The sequence below is a fragment of the Rhodanobacter sp. UC4443_H10 genome (genome assembly GCF_052978325.1).
The window spans coordinates 202,902-214,884 of sequence record NZ_CM129668.1 but is presented as its reverse complement, the minus strand read 5'-3'; the positions used below and the strand labels follow the sequence as shown (position 1 = coordinate 214,884).

Genomic DNA, 11,983 nt, shown 5'->3' with positions numbered 1-11,983 from the left:
AGCATGCTGCCATCCGTTCGCCGTAAAGAATGTGACCTTCATTGCAGCGTGTATCGCCACACGCTACACTTGAGCCATGATAATCGGCCTCCGCCACAAGGGACTTGAAACCCTGTACCGGACAGGTTCTGCTCGTGGAGTGCAGGCTGCGCACGTTCCCAAGCTCGGTCGCATTCTGGCGGCGCTCGACGCAGCCACGTCACAGGCTGAACTGAACCAGCCTGGTTACAAACTCCATCCACTCAAAGGGGCACTGAAAGGCCACTGGTCCGTGTGGGTCAATGGCAACTGGCGTGTCACGTTCCGGTTTGTCGGCACCGACGTGGAGCTGGTCGACTATCAGGACTACCACTGAAAGAGGTCATGGCCAAGATGAAGAATCACCCGCACCCCGGAGAGCTTCTGCGCGAAGACGTGCTGCTGCCGCTCGGCATCGAAGTCACTGATGCCGCACACCGGCTCGGGATGTCCCGCACCACGTTGTCGCGCGTCATCAACGGCCGTGCCGGGATCAGCCCGGATCTGGCGATCAGGCTGGAGCGCGCCGGCGTGAGTACCGCCCGGTTCTGGATGACGCTGCAGGCCAACTACGAGCTGTCGCTGGCCGAGCAAAGGAAGCAGCCGACCGTGCAGCGCCTGCAAGCCGTGGCATAAAGCCCGGGAGGGCGCAGGGACCGAACACGGCCCGGAGAAGGAGCGTTTTCCCGCGCAAAATGCAGAATCGAGGGCGTTCCCATCCGCCTGAATTGCCGCCCGACGAAGACAACCGCATCCTCACGCGCGAATTGGTTTACACCGCCATCTCGCGCGCCAGGCGATCTACGTGAGCGCCTCGCCGCCTCGCAACTCGACACCGCTCGCTGCCAATCGCCTTGAGCGTGAACCGCAGGACTGTTGGAGATGAGCCTCGGCCGCAGGGACTTCGATGACACTCGTGTCAAAAAAAAGCGCCGCCGCGGAATCCGCGACGGCGCCATGTTCAATGCCTGGGCCGGCTCAGCTCGGCGTGCAACTCCCGGTCGTCAGCGATTTCGTGGTGACGCTGCCCGAGCCGTTCACATCGAGCTGGACGCCGGGTACCTTGGCGGTGATGGTGCCGGTACCGCTGCTGCCGCTGCGGTAGCAGGTGGCGAACACCAGCGGCGTGCTCGGCTTGAGCTGGCCCTGCTGGCCAAAGGTGACGATGGTGCCGCTCTTGGCCTGGATCGACACGTTGGTCTGCGGATCGGTGGCGCGCAGCAGGATCGAGCTGGCTGCTGCGTAGGCCTTGTTGGCCGAGGCCGCGCCGGCCGGGTAGGTGTAGACGATCCAGCCCTGGTCGTACACCGTGCCGCCCGAGGTGCAGCCCGAGGTCTTGTCGCCCGGGCACATCGACACCAGTTGGCCGCGGGTGATCGCTTCGCTGCGCGCGTAGTTCACGCTGGCCAGCAAGGCGTTGCTGGCCGAGCTGACCTGGTTGCGATGGATCACGTCACGGAAACTGGGCACGGCGATCGCCAGCAGGATCGCCATCACGGTAATCGTGATCATCAGCTCCAGCAGGCTGAAGCCGCGCGCGCGGTTGGGCATGACATTCATGGCGATCACCAGCAGCTGCCGTTGCTGTTGGAGGAGGCCGACGCCGGGTCGGGCCTCTTCACGCCCGCGTTGTCGATCGTCAGCGGCCCGCACACGTCGTTGGCCTGCCCGCCGACCGGCGTGGCGGTGGCCACGAAGGCTTGCGACGAGGAGCTGGCTACCACCGTCACCGAGTAAAAGCCCTTCTCGGAGATCGCCGGATTGTCGAAGCCGATGTCCGTGAGGCCGCCATAGGCATTGGCCGTGGAGTAGTAGCGCTCCTGCGCCGTGGCCACGCGCAGCAGCAGCTCCTGCCCGTCCGCCCGATGCGCGCGGAACGCGTAGCGCCCGTAGGTCGGGATCGCCACCGCGGCGAGCACCGCGATGATCACCACCACGATCATCAGTTCGAGCAGGGTGAAGCCGCGCATGCGCCCCATCGCCATTCCCCTTGGCTTGCCGTCACAGGTCATTGTTCAACTCCCGCCATGAGCGTCGACGCCAGATCGCGTCATCGATATTGAGGTTGCCGCCGCCCTGCAGCTCCAGGCCAGGGATCAGCAGCTTGCCGCCGCCGATCACCGACGCCACCGGCACCGAGCCACCGGTAGGCGGATTGTTGACCAGGCCGCCCACGGTACTTACCCCTGTGTTCCAGCCACCGGTCGGACCGGACGGGCTGGACAGGCCGCCACCCGCGCCACCGGTGGCCGCGTTGAGCACCATCAGGGCGCCGCCGATCGTGGCGCTGCAGGGGTCCTGGCTGCCCGGGATCAGGGTGGTGATGATGGCACGGTTGGTGTTGAACAACGCACCGGCGGTGACCACCATGCGCTCGCCCGGGGCGCTGGACAGATCCAGGTCGATGTACCACCCGTTCTGCGCCAGGGTCAGCGGATTGTCGGTCAGGCCGCGCAGCGTGTTGAGCCCATTGGCGGACTGCGCCTCGTACAGCGTCTGCTGCTGCAGGTCGGCCTTGACCGCCGTGATCGGGTTGCCGCTGGTGTCGAGCTTGTCGCGGATGCCGTAGATCGACTGGGTCTTGGCGCTGTTGCTGGTGTTGTCGTCCGCACCCAGGTACTTGCCGGTGCCGAACACCACGATGAAGCGGTTGGTGGCCGGATCGGGGAACAGCCGCGGCATCACCGTGATCGGCTGGTCGCCCTGCACGGCGGGCTTGAACGCCAGCGTCACATGCGCCTGCCAGTTGGCCGGGTTGGGATCGGTCAGGTCGAAGCGCCACAGGTTGCCGTTGAGGTCGCCGGCAAACGCCACGTCGTCGATCTGGTCGTTGTTGTAGTCGCCCAGCACTACCGACGACAACCCACCGCTGGTGACACCGCTGATCGTGGTCAGCGTCTTCAGTTCGCGGATCATCGCGCCGGTCTGCGCATCCAGCACGAACAGCGCGCTGTAGCCCTTGGAGGCTGCCGCCAGCGTCACGCAGTTCGCGGGACGATCGGATTTGCTGCAGTCGGGGAAATAGCCACCCGGCACCAGCACCACCCATTTGCCATTGGCCAGGCGGCCGATGTTGGGCTGGCCGAAGGTGTAGCCCAGGTCGGCCGGATCGCCCACGCCGCTCACCGCCGGCGTATCGGCGTTGAACTCCCACAGCACCTTCTGGCTGGCATTCGCCTCGGTGACGTCGCCGGGATTGGTGATGTCCAGCGCATAGACGCCGCGGCCGCCCAGGCGCAAGCCGCCCACCAGCAACGTATGCCAGCCCTTGGTGGTCACGGCCGGGGTGGAGGTATCGGCGCCAAAGAACACGTCACGCGTCACCGGAGTGGCATCGACGGTCGGCGCAAACTTGAAATTGGTTCTGGCCGTGAGATTGCCCAGGTTCGGATACACCGTGCGCGGCACGTAGGCGAACATCTCCTTGCCCGCGTCGGTGTCGGGCACTGCCACCGGCGGGGTCGCCGTGTTCAGCACCATCTTGGCGTTGAACGCGTGCAGCATGCCGTCGTTGGCACCCACGTAAACCGCCGGCGTGCGGTCCTGGTAGATCTTCGCGAATGCCTCGTAGCTGTGGCAGGTGGTCAGGGTGGGCGCCGTCACGACGCAGGTGGTGTTGTCGTTGGCCATCGCGGTGGCCTCGGGCGAGCCTGCCGGCCAGCCGCTGTGGTAGCCGCTCGACGGCGCCCCCACGTACAGGGCCTGCGAGTTGATGATGGCGCCGAGCAGGCTGCTGCGCGTGCGGTAGACAGTGCTCTCCAGCGCCCTCGAACCGCGCAGGTAATCCAGCCGGGCCTGGCCCGTGTCCGTGCTGCCGGTGCTGGCCGGCAGGCCGCTGAGCAGGGCCTGCGCGCTCAGATAGCTGCTGCCCGTGCTGGCGGTCAGGTTGTCCAGGCCGGTGAAGGTGCGAAAAGCGGTGCCGCCATCGAACGACCCATCCGCCTTCTCCTTGGCGCTGAGGATCTGCCGGTTGGCCGGCGGCGTTTTCGTCGCGTCAGTGAGGATCACGCCCGCATCCCACTGCAGGCCCGCCACGGTGCCGTCGACGTTCGCCGTGATGGCCTGGAATACACCCGTCCAGTCGCCCGAACTGTAGCCCGAGGTGAAGCCGATCGCGCCCTGCACCAGCACGCTGGTGTTCAGCGCACTGGTGGTCGCTGGCACGTTGCGCGCGCTGATGTTGGTGAGGATGTTGGTCAGCTGGTCGACCAGGTTCTGCGGGTTGGCTGCATTGAAGTAGTCACCGCGGCTGTTGATGGCGGCGTGCCAGGTGTCGTCGATCGCTGCAGGATCGTTGTTGATCGGCCGCGGCCAACCCGTACTTCCGCTGGAGTTGGTCTGCCCGCGCCGCAAACGGCATAGATCGTTGTTGGCATCCGTGCAGTCGGCGTCGGTCGAATGGGTCAGGTTGCCGGGTACGCCCAGGGTCACCATGTACTGCACCAGGTGCGGCCAGTTGGCGGGGTCGTTCTTCGGGTTGAAATACTTCTCCAGGGCCGGCGAGGTGGCGCCGGTGACCACGCCCGTCGTGGTGTCGGGCATGTACGGCGGCACGATCTTGCCCTGGGATGGCTTGTAAAGGTCGGGGCGCAAATTGGTCGCCCAGTAGTTGAACGCTATATTGGCCAGCGATGAGGTGTAGACGCTGCCCTGCACGTCCCAATACACGCGGGACTCGGCGGTATTGGCGGGATAGGCGGTGCCGTCAGGCAAATTGCCCGAGACGGCCGACTGCGACGTCTGGAACGGGGTGGGCAGAGTTGGATCGCCCTCGTTCCAGTAACCGTCAGTCACCAGCATGTGGTAGTTCTGCCGGCACACCAGCTCCAGGCCGTCGGCTCCGCTGACCTTGGGCGGATCCCAGTACGGATCCTGGAGGTTGCCGGTGCCGCCGGTATTGCCATTGCCACGCTGGAAGAACTTGCCGGCGCGAATGGTCGAAGCGCGGTTGGGCGTACCGCCGCTGGCGTCGGTCTGGAACATCCAGTTGAAGAATGCGCTGCGGTAGCAATCGGGCGGAGTCTTGATCGCGCCGGATTGCTGGATGGCCGAAGGACTGGAGGTTATCGTCGAACTCGCATCGCATCCGGACGCATCGATCAAGCTGGTGATGATCGCGCTGCTAGGCAGCTTGAACGTGCCATCGTTGATGTTCTGCCACGCGGCGCGAATGCTGTTGCCGAAGCCGCCGGTGACCGTGGTTGCACCGAGCGAGCCGAACACGCGCGACAACGCGGTTTTCGCCATCAGGTTGCGCGTGCGGTAGTACGCATACCAGTTGGCGAAGTTCTGCCACTGGTTGACCGACTGGCCATTGATGGTGACGGTCGTGTTGGGGACGGCCACAGCCTCCCAGTTGGCGCTGGTGTAGAGATTGGCGCGGCCGGCGCTGTCCGGGTTGCCGAAAGTATCGACCGTGATGGTGGGCGCCGTGGACTTGTAGCGGTAGTAGTACGGGCCGCCGTTCGGATAGGTGTTGCCATCGGAGTCAGCGCTGCTGCCGTCCATCGGCGAGCTGCCATAACCGCACTTCCAGCGATTGTCGCTGGTCACCGTCGAGGTGTCGGTGGTCGAGACTTTCCAGGTAACGTAATTCGCGGTGGCGCTGGTCTTGTCGCCGTCCCTCCGGGTGTATCCGGAACCGCTGCTGTCCCGAGTCTTCAGATTGGTGCCCGAATACACGGTGGCGATACCGCTGCCGCTGGTGTTGGCGACGTTGTCCGTCCAGAAACGGTGGGTGCCGCCACTGGAAGTGTCAGAGGTGTTCGTCTGGCAGCTACCCGTGTCCGCGTTCGCCGCGCAGGTAGTTCCGAACATGGCGTAGTAGGTGACAGTGGTCTTGTAGGTGAGAACACCGGTGAGATCCGTCAGGCCGGTGGGATCGGTCGTGCCATTGGGGTTGTTGCGGTAGCTGGAGTAGGTGTCGGCCGTCACCGGCGAATACGGTCGGTTGACGCCAACGCCGTCCAGCCACACCGCAGCCAACGTCTTGTCCGCATTCGGGAACAACGATCCGTTTGCCTTCACTGGCGGCGAATACACGACGTTCGGGTTGTAGTACACGCCGTTCATGGCCTTGGAACGGACGTCGCTGCTGGACGTGGTGCGCGGATCGATCACGCCGGCGCAGCGCCACGGCCCGCTCCAGCTACCACCATCGAACGGCCGGTTGTCGCCCATGTAGTTGCTGGCCATCGACCCCGAATCATCGAACGTCACCACGATGTTCGGCGGCACCGCCTGGGTCACGTTGGGCGGCGTGGGGCTGAGCTCCACGATGCCGCTCGTCGCCGCCGTGGCCGCGGAAGCGGGCGCGGAAACGAAGCTGCTGCCGGCGGCGACCAGCGCCATCACCGACAGCGTCGCGGGCACCGGGGCCGGTGCGGAAAGGCCACCCACGGCGGTGAGCACGGCGCCCATCAGCGCCGACGACATGCGTCCGGGAAGAAACCGACGACTAGACATGGCTTGAATACTCCGACTCAGTTGCTCTTGGCCGCGAAGGTGCTTTCCATCACGCGCACGGTGTTGGCGCTGCCGCCCGTGGCGCGCGCGGTGATGCGATAGATGTGCCGACTGGAACTGGCGGTGCCGGTGCCGGAACTGCCGGTGGCCCCGGATTCATGCAGGCCGCCGCTGACCCCCGGCGGCAGCTCCACGCCCAGGTCCTCGATGATGTAGCGCGGGTTCTGCGCGAGATCGCCCGTCGTGGCGCCGGTGTAGTCGACCGAACCGCCGTAGCCCTTGTACTCGGTGGAGCCTGCCGTGACCCAGCCCTGCTTGGTGCGGAAGTCGACCACGTTGGCGATCGGGTTGGCCGGGTCGTAGACGTAGCAGTCGGTGAAGATGCCGGTGCCGCAATTGAGATGGGCAGTGACGTTGGTGGTGCTGGTCCACAGCTTCCACTCGGCCCCGCGCAGCGCGGTGAGCGCGCTCATGTCCGCCTGCTGCGCGTTGTGCAGGCCGCCGGCCATGCGCTCCTGCAACAGCGAGCGGCCGGAGGCGCTGATCGCCAGGATGGTCAGCAGGATCAGGAAGATCAGCGCCACCACCAGCACCGCGCCACGCTGGGCGTGCGGGCCGGTTCGCATTGATCGTGGTTTGTTCGGCATCGCCATGACTTGGCTCCAGGAAAACATCATGCGGCGGCACCGGTGGGCGCCGCCGCTTTCATCACGGGTTGTAGTTGCGCACGGGCACCAGCACGCTGAACTCGCGCCGCAGCAACTGGTCGGGGAAGCCCTGGTCGCTGGGTTTGATGGCATGACCGGACGGTGGCAGCAGGCCGGTGTTGGCGTCGGCGCTGTAGCGGTAATTCAGCTGGTTGCCGGTGAGCGTGTACAGCGGCGTCTGGCCGTCCATCAGCAGGCTGACCTCGATGCTCTTGATGCTGCGCCACAGGCAACCGGTGGCGGTGATCGCATTCAACTCGGCCGGTGGGCAACTTGCCGCGGGGGCGGCGTCGACCTGGGCGGCAGTGAGGAAGCTGGTCTTGCCGGTGTTGTCCTGCACGCCGTAGCGGAAATCCAGCCGCTCGACGCCTCGCACCAGCTCATCCTCCGAGCCGCCGCGGCCGGCCGTACCGCCGTTGACCCTTCGAATCAGTGCACCGGTGAACGGTGCGTTGCCGTCATTGTTGACGCTGACCAGCTTGAGGTAATACGTGACGGTCTGGAAATCGCGGTTGACGTCGAACACCTTGGGCGCCGACTCCGGCTCCTGCGCGGTCGGCAGGTTGGCCGCGCCGGTGCCGAAGCCATCGGTGGTGTTGGCCAAGGGGGTGATCACGCCGACGCTGCTGGCGGTGGCCGGGAAGATCTGCGCGTTGGAGCAGTCCGCCAGCATGAACAGGTCGCCGTTGGCGGCATTGCTCACCGGCGGTTCGCCGGTACGCTGGACCAGCGTGATCGAGGTGATGGTGGCCGCGCTGCTGCTGGTGGCCAAGGTGCTGCCGGTGACGCCCGCCGGGACGATGGCCCAGCCGGCGGCAGGGTTGACGTAACGCACGGTGAGCACGTCGGCGCCCTTGACCCGATTGTTGATCGCGGTACCCATCGCCGGGATGGTGCTGATGGTGGTGTTCGGATCGACCGGCGTGCAGGCGGTGAGCGTGCACTCGTAGCCACGCATGAACAGGAACGACGGCATCGTGTACGGCGCCGCGGGTGCAGCCGGATACGAACCGGCGCCCCAGGCGGTGGTGACGTCGCCGAACGCGCCACTGACCGCGCCAGCGGCGCCGATCAGGTTCTTGGCGTAGACCTTGGGCGCGCGGATGTGATCGAGCGCATTGCCGCCCGTGCCGATCTTGGCCACGCCGCCGGTGTTGGTGCAGTACTGTCCGTTGACCATCCGCAGGTCGGTGCCCATGCGGGTCACTGCGAAGCGCCCCGCCTCCTGCAACTGCGCCAGCTGGTTCTGCGCCTTGTTGCTGCTCGAGGTGGAGGCGAACACGGTGACGATGCCAGCGGCCACCAGCAGGCCCAGCACCATCGCCACCATAAGTTCGATCAAGGTGAAGCCGCGCGAATGGCGAGGCAGCATGCGGAACGCGCTCATGGCTGGAACTCCCACGAGAAGGACTGTGGCTCGCTGGCACGCTTGGTTTGGTCACCGGTGCCCTGCTCGTTCCAGGTGATTTTCATCTTGCAGCTGCCGCCATAAGGCGGCTGCATGGCCAGCTGCGAGGTGGGGTCGTAGCCGGCGGTACCCACGCCGCCGCAGTCGATGCTGGCCGACGGGCCGGGCAGGAAGGTCTTCAACTGGCTGCTCCACAGGCGCTGGTCGTGGGTGGCCAGCTCCGCTGCATCGCAGGCCGAGCCGGAGCCGCAGCCGATCGAGCTGGAGGAGACCGGATAACTGCCGCTGTTGTAGTTGCCGTTCCACACGCCGATCGGGTTGGCACTCATCCGCGCCGCCATGCTGTTGGCGAGGAATACCACCTGGGTGCGCACGTAAGCGGCGTGGTTGGAGCGCGTGGCCATCACCATCAGGCTGGCCAGGCCGATCAGGCCGATGCTGAAGATCAGCACGGCCATCATCACCTCGATCAACGAGATGCCTCGCTGACGCGACAGGACTTGCATGGAATTCTCCCTGATACCCCTGAGTGCAATGTACCCATCGCGCGAGGCGCGGCCAGCCCCCAGCCGACCGGCGGTAGGAATTGGCCGATGAGCGGTGCGGTCGTTGTCGGAAAGGGTGAACCCGATCACGCGGCGGGGAAGCCTTCAAAGCCCTTCTCCCCTCGGCGACCGCAGGGAGTCCCCTTGCGGGTGAGTAAGGTGGCCCGAAGGGCCGGATGAGGGTGCGGGGAGAAACCTGCAGCCACGCCTCGGCCCCGAACCCTCACCCCAACCCCTCTCCCGCAGGGAGAGGGGCTTTCCTCGCCTTCTCTCGCCAGCGACCAAAGGGGGAGGCTTCAATGCGCTGGCGGGCGATAATGGCCAGTGGTCCAACTCACTGCCGCAAATCTTCTGGACAATCCGCATGCCTCTTCGCCACACCCGCCCCGCCACTCCGCCCGCACGCCGCGACACGGATTCCTGCCAATGACCGCTGACCGCCTCGACATCTGCCGCCCCGACGACTGGCACGTGCATCTGCGCGACGGCGCCGCGATGGCCTCGGTGGTCGACGATACGGCACGCCGGTTCGGCCGCGCCATCGTGATGCCCAACCTGAAGCCGCCGGTGACCACGGTGGCGCAGGCGGAGGACTACCGACGCCGCATCCTCGCCAGCCTGGCGCCCGGCACCAACTTCCAGCCGTTGATGACGCTGTACCTCACCGAGGCCACGCCGGCGCAGGAGATCGAGCGGGCCAAGGCCAGCGGCACGGTGTTCGCGGTGAAGTACTACCCCGCCGGAGCCACCACCAATTCACAGGACGGGGTGCGCGACCTGGAGCGCGTCGCCCACGTGCTGGAGGCGATGGAGCGCCACGACCTGCCGCTGCTGCTGCATGGCGAGGTGACCGACCCCGCGATCGACATCTTCGACCGCGAGCGCGTGTTCATCGAACGCCACCTGATGCCGCTGCGCGCACGCTTCCCTGCCCTGCGCATGGTGCTGGAACACATCACCACGCGCGACGCGGCCGAGTACGTCGCCGCCGCCCCGGCCAACCTGGCGGCCACGATCACCGCGCACCACCTGCTGCTCAACCGCAACGCACTGTTCGCCGGCGGCCTCAACCCGCACCACTATTGCCTGCCGATCCTGAAACGCGAAACCCACCGCGCCGCCCTGGTGAAGGCGGCGACCAGCGGCGATCCACGATTCTTCCTCGGTACCGACAGCGCGCCGCACCCGCGCCACGCCAAGGAATCAGCCTGCGGCTGCGCCGGCGTGTACAGCGCGCACGCCGCGATCGAGCTGTACGCCGAAGCGTTCGACCAGGCCGGCAAACTCGACCGACTGGAAGCCTTCGCCAGCTTCCACGGCCCGGATTTCTATCGCCTCCCGCGCAACCAGGAGCGCCTGCTGCTGGAACGCAAGCCCTGGACCGTACCGACCGAGCTCGCTCTGGGCGACGCCACCTGCGTGCCGATGCGCGCGGGGAGCACGGTGGCGTGGTCGCTGGTGGAGAATTGACCGTCGAGGCCCCGGCGCCACCCCACGGACGGACATCCGCGGCCGTGCCTGCACCGGGTTTCACGGCCGCAAAAGCAAGCGGCCCGATCCGGAGATCGAGCCGCTTGCGTGTGCCGTATCTGGTGCCGGAAATAGGAATCGAACCTACGACCTACGCATTACGAATGCGCCGCTCTACCAACTGAGCTATTCCGGCAAAGAGCCGTGGATTTTACGGTGCCCGCCGTCCCCGCGCAACCGCGCAGGGTCGGCGATGCCGGCGTTGACGAACGGTACCGCCGCTTCTCGCGACGATGCGGGAGCTGGCGGGCGGTGCCGCCCTGCGAGCTCACCGTAACAAGGTCGTCAGAAGCTGGCCGAGCCGCTGGTGCCGACCACGCGCAGCTCCTTGGGCAGGGCGAAGGTGATGCTCTCCGGCTCACCGTCCAGTTCGCGCACCGCACCCGCACCCCACGACTGCAGGCGGGCGATCACGTCGCGTACCAGTTTTTCCGGCGCGGAGGCGCCGGCGGTCAGGCCGATGCGCTGCACGCCGTCGAGCCAATGGCGCTCGATGTGTTCGGCGCCGTCGATCAGGTAGGAGGGCACACCCTGTTTCGCGGCCAGCTCGCGCAGGCGGTTGGAGTTGGAGCTGTTGACCGAGCCGACCACCAGCATCAGGTCCACCGAGTCGGCGAGCCTGCGCACGGCGTCCTGGCGGTTCTGCGTGGCGTAGCAGATGTCGTCCTTGCGCGGCCCCTCGATGCTCGGGAATTTCGCGCGCAGGGCCTCGATGATCGCCTTGGTGTCGTCCACCGACAGTGTGGTCTGGGTGACGTAGGACAGCGCGTGCGGGAATTTCGGCACCAGCGTGGCGACATCCTCCAGCGACTCCACCAGCAGGATCTGCCCGGGGTTGGCCGGGTTCCACTGCCCCATCGTACCCTCGACCTCCGGGTGGCCGGCATGGCCGATCAGCACCACGCTGCGGCCGATCCGGCCCAGTCGCGCCACCTCCATGTGCACCTTGGTCACCAGCGGACAGGTGGCGTCGAACACCTTCAGCTGCCGCTGTGCAGCCTCCTCGCGCACCGCCTGCGACACGCCATGCGCGCTGAAGATCACGGTGGCGCCGTCGGGCACCTCGTGCAGCTCCTCCACGAACACCGCACCGTCGGCGCGCAGCTTGTCGACCACGTAACGGTTGTGCACCACTTCGTGCCGCACGTAGATCGGCGCGCCGTAGGATTCCAGTGCGCGTTCGACGATGGCGATGGCGCGATCCACGCCGGCACAGAAGCCGCGGGGGTTGGCGAGCAGGATGTCCAAGACGACCTCGATTCAGAGTCCCGTAGGAGCCCGCTTGCGGGCGATGCTTTTGTTCCTGGCGT

Annotated in this window: 10 protein-coding genes and 1 tRNA gene; 3 read left to right on the top strand and 8 right to left on the bottom strand. The window is 66.3% G+C overall.

Annotated features, from left to right (window positions below; all coding sequences use genetic code 11):
* The first annotated feature begins 76 nt into the window (after positions 1-76).
* Together ACVCMB_RS00995 and ACVCMB_RS00990 are read left to right on the top strand one after the other, a co-directional pair.
* Positions 77-355 (top strand): type II toxin-antitoxin system RelE/ParE family toxin, encoded by a 279-nt coding sequence (locus ACVCMB_RS00995; RefSeq protein WP_447105904.1) that lies wholly within the window; start codon positions 77-79, stop codon positions 353-355.
* An 8-nt stretch (positions 356-363) separates the two neighbouring features.
* Positions 364-654 carry a HigA family addiction module antitoxin gene (locus ACVCMB_RS00990; RefSeq protein ID WP_447105903.1) on the top strand — a complete coding sequence of 97 codons (291 nt, stop codon included), beginning with the start codon at positions 364-366 and terminating at the stop codon, positions 652-654.
* 342 nt (positions 655-996) lie between these two features.
* Here ACVCMB_RS00990 and ACVCMB_RS00985 read toward each other — a convergent pair whose 3' ends face one another.
* The 6 genes from ACVCMB_RS00985 to pilV form a co-directional block, all read right to left on the bottom strand.
* On the bottom strand, positions 997-1,578 hold the full coding sequence (locus tag ACVCMB_RS00985; protein WP_447105902.1) for a GspH/FimT family pseudopilin: 582 nt from the start codon (positions 1,576-1,578) through the stop codon (positions 997-999).
* Positions 1,579-1,583: 5 nt separating this feature from the next.
* Positions 1,584-1,997 carry a type IV pilin protein gene (locus ACVCMB_RS00980; RefSeq protein WP_447105901.1) on the bottom strand — a complete coding sequence of 138 codons (414 nt, stop codon included), beginning with the start codon at positions 1,995-1,997 and terminating at the stop codon, positions 1,584-1,586.
* 22 nt (positions 1,998-2,019) lie between these two features.
* Positions 2,020-6,483 (bottom strand): PilC/PilY family type IV pilus protein, encoded by a 4,464-nt coding sequence (locus ACVCMB_RS00975; RefSeq protein ID WP_447105900.1) that lies wholly within the window; start codon positions 6,481-6,483, stop codon positions 2,020-2,022.
* Positions 6,484-6,500: 17 nt separating this feature from the next.
* Complete coding sequence (locus tag ACVCMB_RS00970; RefSeq protein WP_395117523.1) at positions 6,501-7,109, bottom strand: pilus assembly PilX family protein; 609 nt, start codon at positions 7,107-7,109, stop codon at positions 6,501-6,503.
* Positions 7,110-7,191: 82 nt separating this feature from the next.
* Positions 7,192-8,577, bottom strand: coding sequence for a PilW family protein (locus ACVCMB_RS00965; protein ID WP_447105899.1), 1,386 nt, complete (start codon positions 8,575-8,577; stop codon positions 7,192-7,194).
* Positions 8,574-9,104 (bottom strand): type IV pilus modification protein PilV, encoded by a 531-nt coding sequence (gene pilV / locus ACVCMB_RS00960; RefSeq protein WP_395117519.1) that lies wholly within the window; start codon positions 9,102-9,104, stop codon positions 8,574-8,576. Before pilV ends, ACVCMB_RS00965 begins: the two co-directional genes overlap by 4 nt.
* Before the next feature lie 465 nt (positions 9,105-9,569).
* Here pilV and pyrC point away from each other — a divergent pair, with 465 nt between their 5' ends.
* Positions 9,570-10,613 (top strand): dihydroorotase, encoded by a 1,044-nt coding sequence (gene pyrC, locus ACVCMB_RS00955; RefSeq protein ID WP_447105898.1) that lies wholly within the window; start codon positions 9,570-9,572, stop codon positions 10,611-10,613.
* Between the two features lie 120 nt (positions 10,614-10,733).
* Here the strand turns inward: pyrC and ACVCMB_RS00950 are convergent.
* Positions 10,734-10,809: transfer RNA gene (locus tag ACVCMB_RS00950), tRNA-Thr, on the bottom strand.
* A gap of 149 nt (positions 10,810-10,958) precedes the next feature.
* Positions 10,959-11,921: a 4-hydroxy-3-methylbut-2-enyl diphosphate reductase gene (gene ispH, locus ACVCMB_RS00945; protein ID WP_395117515.1), complete on the bottom strand. Its 963-nt coding sequence runs from the start codon at positions 11,919-11,921 to the stop codon at positions 10,959-10,961.
* Positions 11,922-11,983 lie beyond the last annotated feature (62 nt).